We start from the raw sequence: 17,900 nt of genomic DNA on the forward strand, positions 1-17,900 counted from the left end.
AAATGAGCGAAACCTTAGCAACACGCGGGGATCTACTCTCCGCGCCCGCCCGTGACGTCGATAACAAGATTCGTTGGAAGTCTGGCGAAAGGCTTAATGACTACTTTGAGCAGCGTTGCGATGCGGTGCCCGAGGATCACCTTGCGGTCGTCACCGAGGATGCCGCGCTTACGTTCCACCAACTGGACGACCGGGCGAATCAGACCGCGCGGTACCTGATTGACCGGGGAGTCCAGCCGGGCGACCGCGTCGGCGTCCTGTTCGACAAGTCCGTCCACGGGTACGTGGCGTTGCTGGCCATCATGAAAATTGGCGCCGCCTATGTGCCTCTTGACCAAAACTTCCCGTCCGACCGCATCGTCTACATCATTGCCGATGCTGGACTCGAGACGATCATTTCAGTCTCTCGCTTTGAGGGTAAGCTCGCCGAATTCGCCGTGAACGTCATTTATCTTGACGCCGTAAGCGCCCTTGTTGATGCGCTGCCCGCCTCCCGCCTGGAGGGGACCGAGAAACCGGGGCCAGAATCAGACCAGCTCTTCTACATCATCTATACGTCCGGCACAACCGGTAAACCCAAAGGCGTGGCGATCGAGCACGCCGGGATCTGCAACTTCGTCAAGGTAGCTGGCGAGGTTTACGGCTACACCCAGGATGACCGCTGCTATCAGGGCATGACTCTAGCCTTCGATTTCCACGTCGAAGACCTGTGGACGCCACTCCTGCATGGCGCGACACTGATTGCCGGCAAGTCCGGGGCAGCCCTGTTCGGTGCGGACCTGCACGCCTTCCTGAGCCTGCACCACGTCACGATCCTGCCCTGCGTCCCGACGTTGTGGGCGACGATCGAGGAGGACCTGCCGGACGTGCGGATCATCCAGCTGTCCGGGGAAGCGGTGCCGCATAACCTCGTCGCCCAGTGGCACCGACCGGGGCGGCGCATCCTGAACGCGTACGGGCCGACCGAGTGCTCGGTCAGTTCAACTCTGAAGACCCTTGTCCCGGGAGAGCCGGTGACCATTGGTGTCCCGCTCCCCACTTATACCGTGGTCATCCTCGATGAGCACCAACCCGCAGAGGTCGCTCCAGGAACGATCGGCGAGATCGGCATCGCCGGAATCTCGCTGGCCCGCGGCTACCTCAACAGGGAAGAGCTGACAAACCAGAAGTTCATTGCGGACTTCCTGAACTTGCCCAGCAATCCTTCGCACCGCATCTATCGGACGGGCGATTACGGGCGCATCCGCGACGACGGCGAGCTCGAGTTCCATGGCCGCCTCGACACCCAGGTCAAACTCCGCGGTTACCGCATTGAACTCGGGGAGATCGAGGCTGTTTTGGCCCAAACGCCCCAAATCGCCCAGGCCGTGGTACACCCGCAGGAGATTGAGTCGGGGAGCACTGAGCTGGTGGCGTACTACACGCGCAAACGAGGAGCTCCCGAGCCCTCCCAGAGCGAGGTTGCAGAAAACCTGCGGCGTCATCTTCCGCCATATATGGTTCCCGGCTATCTGGAAGAGTTGGCCTTCATACCCATGACGGCCAACAACAAGGCCGACCGCAAGGCACTGCCGGCACCGAAGGGTCCCCGCTTCTCCGTCTCCAGCAGCACCGGAACAGCACCGCGGACCAACACGGAGAAGGCTTTGGCCGGGGTGTTGAAGGAAGTGATGAAACTCGACCACGTCTCGGTCGGTGACAACTTCTTCCAAGACCTTGGTGCACACTCGCTGCTGATGGCCAAATTCGCCGGCGGCATCCGCCAGCGGATGGACGTACCCGCCATCTCAATTCGCGATATGTACCTCAACCCCACCATTGAAGAGCTCGCCGCGCACGTCGACACCCTCACCATCGAGGGTCCGGAGGAGACGATGGCTGCGTCAAACCGCGAGGATTTCCATGTCCCCTCGCGGTGGGACTACTGGCGGTGCGGTGCCCTGCAGTTGATCGGTTATCTCGCCTGGTCCGCGTTCGTTCTGTGGCTGCTGATCACCGGCATCTTCTGGTCCTACGCCGCAATGCCGGATTTGATTGCGGCTTATGTCCGGGTAGTGGTGTTCGCCCTAGGAGTCTTCGTGGTGCTCAGCCTAATTCCGGTCGGACTCAAGTGGCTGCTCATCGGCCGGTGGAAGCCGGAGGCCATCCCTGTCTGGAGCATGAGATATTTCCGCTTCTGGGTCGTCAAGACGGCTGTGCGCCTCGCCCCCATGGCTCTGGCGGACGGTCCAATCCGGAACGTCTACCTCCGCCTTCTCGGCGCGAAAATCGGCGCCGACACCGTGATCCAGTCCACCCTCCCCGTGACCACGGACCTGCTCTCCATAGGGTCCGGCACCATCCTGGAGAAGGACTCGATTGTCCAGGGCTACATGGCCCGGTCGAACTACATTCATATCGGGCCCATCCGCATCGGTAACAACGCGTTCATCGGCGAGGCCGCCGTCGTGGATATCAACACCGTGATGGAAGACGACACCCAGCTGGGCTTCGCTTCATCCCTGCAGGAAGGTCAGCAGATCGCACGCGGCAAACACTTTCACGGCACCCCGGCCGTGGAAACCGCTGCGGATTACTGCGTTATCGATGCACGAAAGTGCACGCCAGTCCGCCGATGGGCCTATGCCTTGACTTCGATGATGGCCGGACTGGTTGTCGGGGCGGCGCCGATGGTGGCCGTGTACGCTGCGTTCCCCGCGCTTATGGTGTACGTCGAAAGTATAGAAGCTGCATTCACCGGCAGAGGCGACCTGATCGCAACGCTCGGCCTGATGCTTGTCGATTCGATCGTCCCGTTTGCGGTGGGGACAGTGCTTGGGTTGCTGGGCATCGGCGTGATTCCCCGCCTACTAAACCTGCTGCTGACCGCAGACCGAACATACGTCCTCTATGGCTTCCACTACTTCATTCACACCTGGATCGTCAGGATCAGCAACTCCGGCTTCTACAACCGGCTGTTTGGCGACAGCTCTGCCGCCGTCCACTATGTGCGCTGGCTTGGCTACCGCATGAACACCATCATTCAGACCGGTTCCAATTTTGGCATGGGCCAGCGGCACGAGAACCCGTTCCTGTGCGACATTGGCACCGGAACCATGGTCTCAGGAGGCCTGAAGATGATTAACGAGACCATGTCCAGCAACGCATTCAAACTCAGCACAGTGCGGGTCGGGGAGCGCAACTATCTTGGCAACTATCTTCATTTCCCGGCCAATGCCACCGTTGGTGATAACGTCCTCCTGGGCACCAAGGCACTGACTCCTATCGACGGGCCCCTTCGGGAAAACACGGGGCTGCTCGGGTCCCCGGCCTTCGAAATCCCCCGCGCCACAGCCAGAGATCTCGAAATGTCCCAGATGGACGATGTCACTCGTGCCCGGCAACTGCACGCCAAGAACCGCTATGACCTCATCAGCGCGACACTCTATCTACTAAACGCCTGGTTTGTGCTCTTCATCGACGCCACGTTCGTGCTGGCCGCCGTCGCACTCTTTCCCTATTTCGGCATCGTGGGGACGTTCGTCCTGGGCGGCATCGCCTTCATCACCAGCATCCTGTGGATGTGGTTCGCTGAAAGGGGCGCCCTGAAATTTGGCCGGTTGACGCCCCAGATCGTTCCGCTCCTCAACAGGTATTTCTGGTTCCACGAGCGGACCTGGAAACTGGCCACGCTCTGGGCCATTACGCCCATCTTCGCTGGAACACCTTTCAAGAATCTCCTGTCACGCATGGAAGGCGTCCGCCTGGGCAAGATGGTGTTCGACGACGGTACAAGTTTCGATGAGTACACCATGATCGAGATCGGTGACCATGCCAACCTGAACTCGCATTGCGTGATTCAACCCCATTCACTCGAAGAGGGAGTCTTCAAATCCGGTCGGGTGACGCTGGGGGAGGGGTGCACGCTGGGCATTGCGGCTAACCTGCACTACGACATCACGCTGGGCGACTACGTCGTGATCGAGCAGAACTCGTTCGTGATGAAGGGCGAAACAGTCGAAGAGGACTCCACTTGGCAAGGCAACCCGGCACGAACGGTCAGCAACCGGTCGACTGTCCTCGCCGGCGCGGTCGAGTAGGCCTGCGATGCGCGTCCTTCTCAGAGAGGCAGCCGACTATGCGCACAGCCCGGACGGCGCGGAACGGCCCATTGATTTTCATCGCCGCCTGCCAGGCTACGGGATCACGCCGCTGGTCGAGGCACCGCGGCTCGCCGCCAAGCTCGGAGTTGCGAGGGTCGTGATCAAGAACGAAACGTCGCGTTTCGACCTGCCGTCTTTCAAGATCCTGGGGGCGTCGTGGGCGAGCTACGTCGCTCTGCGCGAGCGGCTCGGGCCGATTTCCGACGGCCCGTTGACCCTGGCCACGCTCCAATCCTGGGCAGCGCCGGTGCACTCAACAACACTGGTCGCCGCCACGGACGGCAACCACGGCCGGGCGGTCGCCCGGGTTGCGAGCTGGTTTGGGCTGCGCGCCCGGATCTATGTGCCCAATTTCGTGACAGAATCGCGTCGCCGGGCCATTGAGAATGAAGGAGCTGAGTTGGTAGTCATCGACGGCAGCTACGACGCCGCGGTGGACGCGGCCCTTAGCGCATCCGAGAGATCCGGCTTGCTGCTCATCAGTGATACGGCGCGCGCCGAATCCGACGTCATTCCGAGGGCGGTGTCTGATGGCTACACCACTGCCTTCGTCGAGGCGGAGGAGCAGCTGACGGTTTCCGGTCAAGACCGGATAGACGCCGTGGGCGTCCAGGCTGGTGTCGGCGGCTTGGCGGCGGCGGCCACGAATTGGGCCCGGACGATCCGTAGGGCCAGTCCAGTACAGGTCATCGTCACTGAACCCGAAAACGCGGCCTGCGTCTTCACGTCGCTGGCGGCCGGGGAGCCGAAAACCGTCGGCGCGGACCAGGACACGGCGATGGCCGTGCTGCAATGCGGCACGGTGTCACTGACAGCGTTTCCCATTCTCCGCGCCGGTGTGGGCTGCTGCCTTGCCATCGACGATTCCGCAGCCTTGGCCGCGGTGGCGGATCTGCGTACCAGCGGGATCGAGACAGGTCCCAGCGGCGCCGCCGGTCTCGCCGGTGTCCTGGCCGGGTTGACGGGTTCGTTCGCCAACCCGATCAAGCAGCATCTCGGCCTCAGTTCCGACTCCGGGCTTCTGTTCGTCGCTACCGAATCGCCGGAGGCGGCTGGATCGTACCCGCAAGCGACTCCATGGCAGGCCCGGCCAGCCCTGCCCGTACCGGTGGCACCGGGATAACTGGCTGGTGTAATGCCGCTGTAACGCGCGGGCCGCGACAATGTGAATCCACTCGGAAGACCGTTCCGGGCGCGGCGAATTCGGCCGTGTACCCCCAGACTCCTCCTGCCTGCCAGTTGGGGAAAGGATCTCGAATGCCAGAGATCAATTATCCCGTTGAAATCAAGGTCAATTTGGCCCGATCCGTTGCGGACGCGTTGACTGCATTGGGCCTCGACGGCGGTTCAGAACGTCAGATCTGGTTTCTGGAGGATCTGACCCCCGGCCTCGAGCCGGCGCTGCCGCTGTTTGCTGCAGGGGTGGTACTTCGGCTGCGAAGCGGAGAATTCGATGAATCGACCATCAAATTGCGCCCTTGCCGCCGAACACAGCTGACATCGGAGTGGGCCAACAGTGTCAACACAGGGAACAACTTCAAATACAGGGTCGAAGCAGACTGGACGGGGCAGCGCCGGACTTTAGCAGCTTCAGCTGTCCTGGAACTTGACCGCGGCCTGATCGACGCAGTGATTATGGAAGGGGCGGATCCCGACATTCTCTTCGACGGGCAGCAGCAGCGGTTCCTTCGCGCATGCGGCGACCTGCGGATAGCCTTTGCCGGGCTGACTCCACTCGGGCCTGTTATGGCGACGAAGTGGAAAAACGTTGCGGTCGGAGGGCTAGAGACAAACATCGAACGGTGGACTGTGGGAACCGTTGATTTTCTGGAGGTATCTATCCGGTCCGAGTCCAGGGTGGAACAACAGCAGTTGCGGCTCGAGGCAGCGCTCCGGGCCCATGGACTTACAATCGACGAAAGCCCGGAATCCAAGACGCGGAGGGTCTTAGCGGAGCTCGTCGGTGCAGCCTGACCGGCCGCAGCGACGATCGGTGGGTACGTACCTACCGCACGATGACCGATACCACGCCCACGCTTCTGGATCGACCGGAGACTCCCGACGACGTCAAGAATCTGCCTCTCAGCTACTGAAATGTCCACATCCCGGGTCATTCGCGTGTGCAGTGAGGTCAAATGCGTCGCCTCGCCGATTCCATAACTGCGTAAGACAACACCGTCATATCGGTCGGCCCATGCCGCCAGAAACCTCGCCTCGGTCGCGAACCAACGCAATAGACGGCCACATGAAGTCTTGGGCGGGCAGAGCCCGTTGGAGCAGCTGATTAGACTTGCTTCGCCACGGACGGATACATGTACCGTTGCAACGACCGCCTAAATCGGCTGCCGTCACAATGGCTTAGTTCTCGACTATCCCGGACGAAAACGACGCGGGATTGCAACAACGTCTTGCATCCGGGTCGGGCCGACCGGACAAGATCAGCCCTTGCCTGGACCGGCGGCAGTCTGGCGCTTGCGGACGTATCGGCTGGAGTATTGATGTATCGCCAGCATGCTCCGGTACGGGACCCGAGGGGGAACGAGATGGCAGACGAAAAACCCACAAACTGGTGGGCCACGTTGCCCGGTCTTCTGACTGCCGCGGCGGCGGTGATCACCGCAGTGACCGGACTATTGCTCGGGTTGGGCCAACTCGGAGTATTCGACGCCGACATGCCCGTCACCGCCTCCGGCTCACCCATCGGCGCTGGGTCCTCGCAGCCGGGCAGTCCGGCGTCAGCGCCCAGTAACCCGACGCCGGGTAACGGAACAGGGTGGGCGGTATCGCTGCCGGCCGAGCGTAAGTACCGGCCGACGACGTCGAATATGAGATTCTCGACGCGCACGTCCGGCCCGACGTCGCCGGGAAGATCACCCTGACTTTCTCGGTCAGATGCTCCAACCATGGAAGGTACGACGTTAACTTTTGGGACTCCACGTTCAGGCTGAACGCAGGCGGCGTCAGTGTGTCCCCCGACTCCGGCCTCAACGACCTTGTCGCAGGCGATTCAAGCAAGTCCGGCGACGTCAGTTTCACCGTTCTGGCGGACACCCGGGATTCGGTGCTGCGCATCAAGTTTCCGCAGGGAGAGAGCACGGTTCAGGTCGCCCTGTCACCGCCCTGAGGCCGTGCCGGGTCCTGGCAGGAACGATCTCCCGTGCATCCGATGATTTCGTCCGGCCGGTCACCGACGTCTCTCGCCACCGAAGTCGGCGTCCCCGTCAGGGCGCTGAAGCGGCGGGGGCAGCTGCACCGTGATGCTGCGGCCGGCGCGGGTGACAAGCCCGAGGACCCGATAGATGCCGCGAAGTTCAGGGCACCGGAGGCCCGGCTGCGGGAGGTCGAGAGGGAGAACGATTTCCTGGGAAAGGTTTCCGCGTTCTTCACCAAAGAACAACGGTAGAGGATCTCTACCGTCTTGTTCAGGCGAAGGACGGGCAATTTTCCTATTCAATGGATGTGCCGTCGGCTGGGCGATGCTGACCGTATGCAAGCCTCCCTGATGACCTGTGCGCTGAAAATGGCCAGGGACCGCGGGAACCTCCAGCCCGACGCGATCCCCGAAGAACGAGTTCTGCCATCACCACAGCTTCGCCACGAGGCAGTCAGCCCGGCGTGGCGTCACGCGCTACCTCGAGGTGTCCTACAACCGCTGGCGCCCACACAGCAACAATGCCGGGCTACCGCCAGCCACCGCGATGGCCCGCGTCCAGACCGGCAGCAGCCGACTTCCGGCAGCTGCCTAAACCCTGAAAAGACCAAGCGACTGTCTCATGTCCTTGAAACACCTCAGTGCGGCCAAGAATCCGTGCTGGCACGGAAGCGCCCAGCCTCCGCCCGTACGGATCATGGGAGTGACGGTTGAGGGGATCCGGTCTGCAAGGACCGGGTCCGTGCACCAAACCCGCCAAAATTACCAGACACCTACACCAGGAGAACTCCCCATGTTCATGAACACCTTGCGGCAACGGACGGGCCGGTCCGCCACCGCCGCCCTGATTGCCATGATGATTGCTGCCTTCGCCTTCGTATTTATCGGCGGCACGCTGACGGCGGCACCTGCCCATGCCCTCTGTAGCGGCTCCGGCCAGGCAGACGGTACCTGGAAGAACATCGACCCCAACACCAACTCAGTCACCAAAGTGGTGCTCGACTGGGGCTGCGCAGACCAGGCACTGTGCGATACGAGTGGCCACTGCGTCTATCCCGCGGGCTCCATCCGGGTGTTCGGAAAGTGCCACCCGACCGACTGCGATTGGGGGGCGCGGCGGACCTACGCCGAGAACGGCGGATGGGAGAGTGCCACCTACACGCACAGCTGGGCGACCAAGAGCGTGTGGGTCAGGCCCTACCAGTACAACGGCCGCACGTACCTGCGGGTATGGGTCAATACCGATTTCACCCCAGCGGATGGCCGGCAGGATTACACCACCGACGTGTGGATGCTGAAGTAATCCTGGAGACAAAGAGCTCCACAGTGTGGCTGCTGGATACCGGCGGCCACACTCGCCGTTACCTCCGACTGCCGACCCGGCAGGGCGCGGCTGGCCGCCTCAGGGCATGGACAATGCCGCCCTGCGGTGTGGGGAGCATCGATGACCACCCGCCGCCGGATCTCTCCCACCTCCAGCCTCAACGAAAGGAGCCTTGCGATGGGAAAGAAATGTGATCGTCGATCTGAACGGGGACCATGAGTGTGGGTTCGACCTTGATCGAGACTTCGTCGCGGACCTTGAGGACCTTCAGATAGTTGTCCGCGCGCAGCATTAGCACGGAGAAGGGTGCATTGCACAAAGACTCCTGACGGCCGGAGGAACCGGACCAGCCCGACTGGATTTGGGCGCGCGAGCGTCACATGCATCCTCCGTTAAGAGGCGGTATCTCTGAAGTGCACCTATTCAGGCCGCACGATCACGAAGATGATGCCCCGTTGCGTCACCCGATTGGCCCTGACCGCGAGGCAGCGACAATGGACAAGGGTGTGGTGCGGACGCCTTGCAAGACCGAGAGACAGACGGACATGGGAGAGCCGCATGACGTCGAGTGAGGGTCGGCCCTGGTACGGGCGTTGTGCCTTGTTCCATGTCGTATCGCGGGTGATCGTCCCGCTCACTCGGGGTACTCATCGGAAGCGTCCTGGTTCGTGCCGTCCGGCGGCTTGCGGCCAGGCCGTCGGTTATAGCTGCAGGTCATCGAAGGTGTGGAGTTCACGGGCTGGGGTGGATGCGGCCAGTGCTTCCTGTGCCTTGGGGAGGGGCGCGAATTCGTTGTTCATGGGGTCCCAGTCGAACAGGTATGCGAAGTCCAAGCCGGTTAGTTCAGTGATCCTGCGGACCGGGACCTGGGAAGGTAGCCGGTGTGAAGGCTTCCCTGAGCATGTCCTTAACTAACTCGTGCTGGCTGATCATGTAGGCGCTAGCCGAGTGGCTGCCGTCCGGCCGCCTGAACACCGGTATTTTCCAGAATGCCAGGGGGATGTGTATTCCCCGGAACTCCGGGTCGCTGGCGGTGAATGCCGGGCCGGTGAACACCGTGAGCCGAAGCTTTTCGGCTTTCGCAGTGTCCAGCAGGTAGTCTTCAAGGCCGGCCCAGAGCGATGCTCCTTGGTTGAATTTCTTGTGCTGGGGGGAGCAGTTGGTGAAATGGAAAGTGTCATCATTGGCTGCGCGTGCGACATTGTCCGGACCCCAGGCCGGATCCAGGCGGCGGACGAGGTGCCCGCGGTCAAAGTCGTTGTCCGCATAAAGATCCTCACCGGTCTGCTCGGACTGATCAAGGCGAGGGTCGAAGTACCACCTGTCCCGATCACGCTTGGGTGACTGGCTGAGTTTGCCGTCGACGTTCACGGCGGTGTAGAGAGCCAGGCGCCTCCTGCGCTGCATCACGAGACTGAAGTGGTGGTAGTTCAGCACCGTTGGGTCCTGCCCGTCGGCTGCGTGGCGGTTCCGGGCCGCATCCGCACGCTGTTCGGCCGTCAGGGCTGGTAGGGGTACACGTGTGTCCAGGAAGTCAGGGTCGTATCCTGTCCTGCCTGGGTAATCGGGATCTATCGCCACGGCCTCTTCGGCCGCTGCGCCGCCGGTGATAAAAACCGCATTCTGCGTTTGGTCTGCGGACGCCTCAGTTGGTGGTTGTGCCGGCTGCACCGCGCCGAGCCGGACTGTGATGTGCAGGGGAATGGTGAGCGAAACCCCTCCGTCCGCGGAATCGGCGGGATGTGCCTCAATGGGTTGTGTCCGAATCCGGTCCTGCTGTTGCTCGTCCGGGTGTTGCGGTGCGGCTGGCGGGGAGGGCGGGTTCAGAGCCTCCTCAAGCAGGTTCCGTTCCTCAGCGTTTAAGCCGCCGGCGGCCTTGCCGAGCCAGATCAGAATGCTGCTGATGCGGATGCCCTCATTGGCTATCCACTGGATTCTCAGCTCGTCCTGCGTCTCGTCCCACACGGTGCCGTCCACGGTCAGGATGTCTCCTGCAGCGTTGCGGGCGGGCACCCCGGAGTGATGAAGGCCGAGGATTTCCCACTGGTTGTTGTAGAGCGGTGAACCGGAAGAGCCCGGTGATGTGTCGGTGCGGTAGTGCAGGAATTGGTCGAAGCGGTCGATGAGTTCGTTTTGCTGCAGCGCCAGCTGTTTCTCCTGACCTTCCGGGTGCTGAATGATGTTGATGGATTCGCCAAGCAGGATCTTGCCCTGGTCCTTGGAGGTGCGGTTGAAGCCGAAGCCAGCCAGCGGCGCTGATGCTGTGGTTCCGTCGGGCCGTGACTTTGCTGAGACGGCGACGATGGTGACATCAAGGTCGGCGTCGGTCTGGAAAAAGGTATCCGGTTCCAGATCGAACTGCGATGTCGTCAGAGGAAGGCCGCTGACACCGTTCTGAAAGTTGAATTCCAACCGGGAGAAGCGGGCGGACTGTGCATCGGGCAGCACGTGGTTGTTCGTCAGGGCCAAGCGCGGCGAGATCATGAATCCAGTGCCTAAAGAGCGGACTTGGAACCGGTCGCGGACTATGACCCGGCCCACACTGCGCGAGACCGCCATGCCCAGTTCCAGGAACGCGATGCCAAGAAGGTTATTTCCGCCGATTATCCGCTCCAGCGCGTGATTATCCCGCACCTTGTCCCCTGCCGACGGTGAGGTGTCGGCAGTCGCCCCTAGCGCGTCCATGACCACCGGCTGACGCAGGACCCGCCGGGTGCGCAGCTCCACGCGTTCCGGTGCGTCCACGTCGAGGATACTTCCCTGCGAGGTACGTGCCGCCGCGATCTTTTCTTCCGTGCCCGCCCGTGAGCCCTGCCGTGCCTGGAACCGCGCCTGGGTTGCGGTGATCACATCTTCCGGTATTGCCATTGGTCTGCTCCTCGAACGTTCGCCTTTCGCCGCCTAAACATCGCCCTGTGTCCGAAATTGCAGGACGATCCTTCGGACGTCGCTGTGGACGCTGCATAAGGTGTCTCCGTTGGGACTTGTGGGCGCAGGCTAACAACCTGCCTGTTACCGGAGCGTTATCGACCTGCGGCAATCCCTCGAGGCGCTCAGCCAGTCGGGCACCGTGGATACCGCCCGTCCCGGCCGCGCAAATGATCATCCGATGCCCCCCGACTGCGCGTCCTGCGCGAGGAGGGGGAGAGGACAAACGAGAATCTTCCAACCTTGGGGCCCAAGAGTTGGAAGGCAGTGAGGTCAGGCAGTGTGACCAAAGCTGTGCACAAGCTGACACACTGGACAAGCTCGGTCCACTCAAGGCGGTCGGCGTCGGGGTGCTTGGCCAGAAGGCCGAGCAAGACGGCCACCGCCTCGAACTGGCCTGGCACCGACTCGCAGGCCAGGAAGGCCGCGGCCGGGCTGAGATCCTGTGCCAGGATCGTATAGAGGTTCAGTGGCTGCTTCGCTTGCCGGGGGCTGCGCACCAACGGGCCGAGAGGCGTTGACAGCTTGAGGTCGACCCCGTCAGTTGTCAGGCGCCGGTTTCCCGCCGACGCCGAGGGCCGTGGCTACCCCCGATTCGGGTTCCACGGGAACGTCTGTGCGGGGGCTGGCCCGGTGGTGTTCGAACCCTCCGGCGTCGGAGGAACGTTGTTCGCAGGCGCCGATCGATGTCATCCGTCTCGTCGTCGGCCTGCCGTTCTCTTTGTCTGATCGTTGGGCGGCGGGGTGTCGTCTGGATCCTGGTCGTCCTTTCCGAGCAACAGCCACGGATCAAGCGCACTTCCCGTGCACCACTCACCGGCGAGCCCAACGGAACGGGCTGCGGAATGAGGTAGCTCGCCACGATGCCGGAAATGTTTCTACCTCGCAAATATCCGTCATCGGCGTAGACGGTCAAGTTCAAGGGAACGTCCTCAACCCGCTCGACCACTCTGAGAGGTTAGGTGTGAGCTGCGGGCCCCACCGGCGGGCTCACCCCTGCAGGCACGGCTCCTGGCCAATGCGGATTATGCGCTCGAATCCGGCATCGTGTCTAGCCAACTGTTGATCGCTGCGACTAAGTCTGCCCGGCTCCGGGCATAACCGATTGTATGTTCGTAACCTTCCGGCGATTCCGCGATGATCCGGGCACGGAACGGTTCGGAACTCTCTGTCTCCGTCCACACTCGAATCACCAAGATGCCTGTGGAAGGCGGGCAGTGGCTCGGCCGTTCCGGCCCCTCGAACTCGAACCCGCGCATCGAATCAGCTCCTATCGATCCGGCCAACATGTGGCTCCGGTGACCTGATCCTCCAAAGTTGGGAGCTTGGTCTCAATTGGCACACTTGCACACCTACCTTGAGATTTGCTGCGCCGACGCAGATCCTGCGGCGGAATGACCACTGCGCGTACGGAAAAGCTGCCGATCGTCATTGCTACAGCTGTTCCACCTCTTCGTACCCGAGCTTAATTTGGTGCTACATCCATGGGCAGCGACAGCTATGGCCAACTTCAGTAAGCCTGCTTCAAACCTGGCAACTTCGTAATGACACTGGCATCGTGCACGTTGCAGCCCGTCAACGACGCTCATCACGGCGCTGACGATCACCGGTCCCCGTCCCCGACCCAGAGGCCCTCCGGGTCCGGGCCCAATCCGGGAGGTAGGTAGCCTCGGACGCATGCCGACATCCGGGGCGCTGCGCCGCACGCGAACGGGGGATGATGGGTGTATTGTGCCGGCACGTTGGTGGTCAAGACGCAGCCTTAGCTCTCCCAGCCAAACCAAATCATCGAACGTTCCTCACCCGTAAGTCGTCCAGAGGGCGGCCGATTCCATTGTGCCCTGAGTATTTTCTGACGGTGCGACTGCTGCCGAAGCGAGTAGAGCGGCGGGGCCATTACTGCCGCTTTATTGAACATTCTCCGCTTGAAGTTTCAGGTATCGCCCAGCCTGCGCGGTAACACCGCTGTAACGCTGGGCATGTTGAACTTTTCACACGCGCGCCTGGGGTCCAATCCGGGGCGGTGCGCATACTTCTTGGAGAGGGCTATGACATGAGCAACCCAGGAGATGACGGCAGGCTCCCGGTGATCTACGTTCGCGGGTTTGCCGGCGGCGGCTCCGCCATTAACAACGCAGTGGAAGATCCGTTCTATGGCTTCAGTCAAGGGTCCGTCCAGGTCCGCGCCGACAGCGGTGGCAGTGCCAAGTTCCATCAATTTGAATCGCCAATGCTGCGTCTGATCACTGACCATGGGTATGAGGTGCCCGTCCACGGTGACCAGTGGACCTTCCTGCAGCGCGTCGAAACCCAAGTCAATCCGGCGTCGGTGTGGATCTATCGCTTTTACGATGACTCTGCAGAGACTTTCTCAGAGGATTCGGAGGATTTCGCTTTCGAACGGGCAGCAAAGGACCTATTCAAGCTGATCAAGCTTGTCCGGGAAAAGACTGGCGCGCCCAGGGTCTTTCTCGTAGCGCACTCCATGGGTGGCCTGATCTGTCGCTCTCTACTCCAGCGCGTCATTCCCGAAGAACTGGCCGGCGAGGACGGCGACATCGACCCTGCAGCGGGTACCAAGTACGTCGCCAGGGTATTTACCTATGCGACGCCGCATGGGGGGATTACTTTCGCGGTGGGTCTTGGACTGTTGGAGCGCATCCGCGACGCTACAGGATTCCAAGGCGCGGATATTTTCGGACCCAACCGCATGTATGAATACCTCACCCCAGTAGCGCAAAGGCGCGAAAGAACTCGCGCTGACTTCGTGGCGACCGAGATGCCGGCCGACGGATTTCCCGTGGATGAACTGTTCTGCCTTGTCGGCACCAACCCTGAGGACTATGACGTGGCACTCGGTTTGTCGTCGAAAGCGGTGGGTCCGCGCAGTGACGGACTTGTCCAGATCGAAAATGCCGCCGTCAAGGATGCCCCTCTCGCGGTAGTCCATCGCAGCCACAGCGGACGCTACGGAATAGTCAATTCAGAGGAGGGATACCAGAACATGCAGCGGTTTCTCTTCGGTGACCTGAAGATCGAGGTTGAGCTCATCGGCTTTACGGTCGGCCGCAACGTCCCGAGTGACGTCGAGTTCCAACTGGACGTTGGCCTGGCCATCCGCGGCCTGCCCGTACTGGTCCACGAGCAGAGCGCGGCCCATCACTGCCCTGTCCAGATTAAGCACTGGAGGGAGGACAACCCGATTGATTCCCCCATGCCGTTGCTCACCACTTTCCTGTCCTCGCAAGCGCCCCGTCCACGTGTTGACGGCAATAAAGTGCCCCGGTTGCGCCATGCGCTCAAACTGCGGCTGATGTCCATAAGGGAACAGCAGGGAAGGTTCTATTTTGACGATCATATGGAACAAACCGAGGACTGGCAGGACGCCCTCCTCGTTGACATTGAACCTCCCGGCGATGGCCGGGTCCTGCCCCGTGCCTGGGCAGCCTGGACCAGCACAATTCCCACCGCCATAAGGGATTGGAACCCGGGGGAAGAAGATTTCCTTACGGACATTGAAGACACACCCGACTTCTGGCGCGGACACATCGATGTCCCGGAGTTTGCCAAAGAATTGCTCGGACTTAATGCCGGCATTCGGCTCACTGTAACCCCGAGATCTCTCTCCTCCTAAGGCAAGGGCGGGGACGAGCCATGAAGATTGACGCTCGTGGCGGAAGTCTTCGTTGGCGAGGCGGGATGACGGTCGAGGCTGCCCTGCACCGAAACGGCCCGATTTGCGATGCATTGAGCCCTGATTCTGCCGCCATCAGCGGCTGTGCTTCATGGGGCGGCGTCACACGATCCCGAATCTAGACAGCATTTGTGGGTGCCTGGATCAAACCCGCGCCCACGTCTAACGGATCCGTACCGGCTTTGAGGAACCTGAACGTTCCTGAACCGATCAGTTTGGCCTGTAGGAGTACCGGGCTCAGCGGTCCCTGCGCAAGAAGCCGTTCTGCCCAAAGCGCTGCCACGCCGGCCACGTGCGGGGTCGCCATGCTGGTTCCGCTGATCGTTTTGGTGCCGCCGTTGAGCCAGGCGCTGAAAACTCCGACTCCGGGACCGCCCACGGTCGCCATTGCATTGGAGAAGGGCGCTACGGTGAGTCCGCCGGCGCCGTCGGCCAAGGCAGCCACGGAAGTGATCCCGTACGCGGCGGCCGGCGGTGCAACATTTATCTCGTAGGCGGGATTACCGGTGCGTTTGCTTTCGTTGCCGGCGGCTGCGACAACTATTGTGGTCTGAGCGACTGAGGCGCGGGCGTTGAGAAGGTTGGCGAGCTGTTCGAATAGCCGAACGTTGGCGCGATAGCCTTCGAGGGCTATCGAGGTGGCGGCAGGGATGGACAGACCGTTCACGTTGACCAGCTCGTCTACCCAGCCGGGGAAGTCCATGCCTAACGACATGGAGATGACGTGGGCGCCGTTGTCGGCAGCCCACAGCATTGCCGTGGCAAGAATGTCGCTGCTGCCGCCGTTCGGGCCTCCGAGGACCTTGCCGATCAGGGCTTTCTGGACGCCGGGGGCGACGCCGATCCGCTGGCCAGCGAGGTCGCGGCCGAAGATCGTTCCCGCGCAGTGCGTGCCGTGGCCGTTGTCGTCGTCTGCGCTGCCAGCGCCCGTGAAGTCATTCGTGACAAGGTTGACGCCGGCGAAGGCGGGGTGGGTGGCGTCGATGCCGGTGTCCAGGACCGAGACGGTCACCCCGGCACCCGTGTAGGGAGAGGCATCTGCACCCACAGCCTTGACTCCCCATGTCACAGCTGCGGCCGGTGCAGCATCTGCTGCTAGGGGTTCGATGAGTTTCATCGGCATCGCGGGGGCGAAGCCTAGGACTGTGGGATCGTTTTGCAGGGCGCTAATGGTAGACCTTGAGGGGTTCTCGTCCCTCTCCACTGTCATTCCCACAGCGCGTTCAGCGACGTTCTGAGCGGCGGTTTCGAGCCATGGGGTTCCTGGGCCTTCGAACGGGCCGCGGGTGGCGCGCAGGGCAGGCGCGCGAAGAATGAGGATACTTTGGTTGAGTAGTTCGGACATCTTGTGCTCCTTGGCCGCTACACGGCAGTGGGTGCGCCTCTGACGCCGGAGCTGCGGTGTACGTCTTTGCAGGTGCCGGCGGGGAGCCGGACGAAGGAACGGGAGTATTCCCGGACGTGATACTGCGCAGCGAACGGCTGAGACTTCCGAAACTTTGCCGAGGCAGCGGATCAACATGTCAATTCACGTAGACGTAGTAAAGCCTGTCAGACCCAAATAGCTGTCAATGGACCGCCTCGACTCGTGGGAAGGGTCCGTGGCCGTGGATCCGTTTCCTCATCTGAAGAGGCCCGGGAAGGCGCGGCGTGGACATCCTTGAAGGATGAGACTGAAGATAGGCCAGCGCAAGGCTGTCACAGTGCTCAAGGCGCGGACTTAGGCCCGGGCGAAACGCGCCGGGAAGGTGGATATCGGTTCTTTTCTTGTGGGCCTTCGGCGAACGTGGTCGTGGTTGAAGTTAGCTTCGACATGGTGTTAGGTCTACATCGCACAGCGTTATTTCGGCGTTACCAGTCGAATCAGGTTTCCGTCGAGCTTCCTCGAGCTGCCGGGGCAAGGGTCAGATCGATGTCGAAGGTCTCGATGTCGAGGGTGATGCTGTGGCTCGTCGGGTTCGCACGGTCTCGGCCGGCAGCACGTCACGACCGATCCCGGGCAAGGACGACAGGATCGACTGCGCAGGCATCGCCGGATGGGCGAACATGTCTTCCTCGATCGGCCGGGGGCCGGTGCTGTGCGGGTGGCGATGATTGAAATGCTCTATTTTTCTTAAGCAAGACGGGGAGTTCCCAAGCGAGCGCACTGCCGTTTGTTTTTTAGTTTGCATAAAGGAGGGATTGCCATCGATTGCGAATAATCTATTCATTGTCATTGGGGCACGTAAAAGCGAACGTATTGAATCAATTAATGACTGGGAACTAATCGATCCGGACGAGCGGGACTGCATGGCCAGGTGGCTCAGCATAAGACCCGAATGGAATCGGGTGGCATTGACGCAGCTAGCTGTACGCATGGCCATGGTTCGAAGTATTCGTTTCAAAGTAACGACTAGAGAATGCGACTAGTGCGGCCGTTGGTTCCAACGCCCGCGGCTACGAGATCGCCGTTCGGCCGCCGTCAGGACGGGCAAGCTAGTTCCGGACTGGCCGGACCACATCGGCTGGCAGATGTGTCGTTGCTGAGAGACGTAGGATTTTTCGGACTACGCTTGGCGGCTCTTCGAAGGACCTCTCTCAGCATTCAGAAACGAAATTCCGCAATATTTCGCAGAGTCCTGGATGGCTTCACTGCTATTGATAAACGTCGCGGCTAGGGCC

General features: G+C 61.4%; 10 protein-coding genes. 7 read left to right on the plus strand and 3 right to left on the minus strand.

All coding sequences use genetic code 11. The features are described from left to right. The first annotated feature begins 2 nt into the window (after positions 1-2). The 6 genes from ACZYZ5_RS01115 (at position 3) to ACZYZ5_RS01140 (ending at position 8,596) form a co-directional block, all read left to right on the plus strand. Positions 3-4,079 (plus strand): Pls/PosA family non-ribosomal peptide synthetase, encoded by a 4,077-nt coding sequence (locus tag ACZYZ5_RS01115; RefSeq protein ID WP_463898587.1) that lies wholly within the window; start codon positions 3-5, stop codon positions 4,077-4,079. A 7-nt stretch (positions 4,080-4,086) separates the two neighbouring features. Then, positions 4,087-5,265 (plus strand): diaminopropionate ammonia-lyase, encoded by a 1,179-nt coding sequence (locus ACZYZ5_RS01120; RefSeq protein WP_463898588.1) that lies wholly within the window; start codon positions 4,087-4,089, stop codon positions 5,263-5,265. A 134-nt stretch (positions 5,266-5,399) separates the two neighbouring features. Then, positions 5,400-6,116 (plus strand): hypothetical protein, encoded by a 717-nt coding sequence (locus tag ACZYZ5_RS01125; protein WP_463898589.1) that lies wholly within the window; start codon positions 5,400-5,402, stop codon positions 6,114-6,116. Between the two features lie 991 nt (positions 6,117-7,107). Continuing rightward, entirely contained in the window at positions 7,108-7,266 is a 159-nt protein-coding gene (locus tag ACZYZ5_RS01130) for a hypothetical protein (RefSeq protein ID WP_463898590.1), read from the plus strand. Between the two features lie 33 nt (positions 7,267-7,299). Further along, complete coding sequence (locus ACZYZ5_RS01135; protein WP_463898592.1) at positions 7,300-7,545, plus strand: hypothetical protein; 246 nt, start codon at positions 7,300-7,302, stop codon at positions 7,543-7,545. Between the two features lie 541 nt (positions 7,546-8,086). Continuing rightward, positions 8,087-8,596 carry a hypothetical protein gene (locus ACZYZ5_RS01140; protein WP_463898593.1) on the plus strand — a complete coding sequence of 170 codons (510 nt, stop codon included), beginning with the start codon at positions 8,087-8,089 and terminating at the stop codon, positions 8,594-8,596. 722 nt (positions 8,597-9,318) lie between these two features. Here the strand turns inward: ACZYZ5_RS01140 and ACZYZ5_RS01145 are convergent. Then, entirely contained in the window at positions 9,319-9,450 is a 132-nt protein-coding gene (locus ACZYZ5_RS01145) for a hypothetical protein (RefSeq protein ID WP_463898594.1), read from the minus strand. 10 nt (positions 9,451-9,460) lie between these two features. Further along, on the minus strand, positions 9,461-11,344 hold the full coding sequence (locus ACZYZ5_RS01150; RefSeq protein ID WP_463898596.1) for a DNA/RNA non-specific endonuclease: 1,884 nt from the start codon (positions 11,342-11,344) through the stop codon (positions 9,461-9,463). A gap of 2,254 nt (positions 11,345-13,598) precedes the next feature. Between ACZYZ5_RS01150 and ACZYZ5_RS01155 the strand changes: the two genes are divergently transcribed. Then, positions 13,599-15,179: an esterase/lipase family protein gene (locus tag ACZYZ5_RS01155; protein ID WP_463898597.1), complete on the plus strand. Its 1,581-nt coding sequence runs from the start codon at positions 13,599-13,601 to the stop codon at positions 15,177-15,179. A 178-nt stretch (positions 15,180-15,357) separates the two neighbouring features. Here ACZYZ5_RS01155 and ACZYZ5_RS01160 read toward each other — a convergent pair whose 3' ends face one another. After that, positions 15,358-16,584, minus strand: a complete 1,227-nt coding sequence (locus ACZYZ5_RS01160) for a S8 family peptidase (protein WP_463898598.1) — start codon at positions 16,582-16,584, stop codon at positions 15,358-15,360. Positions 16,585-17,900: the final 1,316 nt, after the last annotated feature.

The organism is Pseudarthrobacter ribosi, from assembly GCF_055412865.1.

What these genes read in the sequence shown, in the direction of transcription:
- ACZYZ5_RS01115 (WP_463898587.1), top strand. Translation starts at nt 3, where the DNA reads ATGAGCGAAACCTTAGCAACACGCGGGGATCTACTCTCCGCGCCCGCC.
- ACZYZ5_RS01120 (WP_463898588.1), top strand. Translation starts at nt 4,087, where the DNA reads ATGCGCGTCCTTCTCAGAGAGGCAGCCGACTATGCGCACAGCCCGGAC.
- ACZYZ5_RS01125 (WP_463898589.1), top strand. Translation starts at nt 5,400, where the DNA reads ATGCCAGAGATCAATTATCCCGTTGAAATCAAGGTCAATTTGGCCCGA.
- ACZYZ5_RS01140 (WP_463898593.1), top strand. Translation starts at nt 8,087, where the DNA reads ATGTTCATGAACACCTTGCGGCAACGGACGGGCCGGTCCGCCACCGCC.
- ACZYZ5_RS01155 (WP_463898597.1), top strand. Translation starts at nt 13,599, where the DNA reads ATGAGCAACCCAGGAGATGACGGCAGGCTCCCGGTGATCTACGTTCGC.
- ACZYZ5_RS01160 (WP_463898598.1), bottom strand. Translation starts at nt 16,584, where the DNA reads ATGTCCGAACTACTCAACCAAAGTATCCTCATTCTTCGCGCGCCTGCC.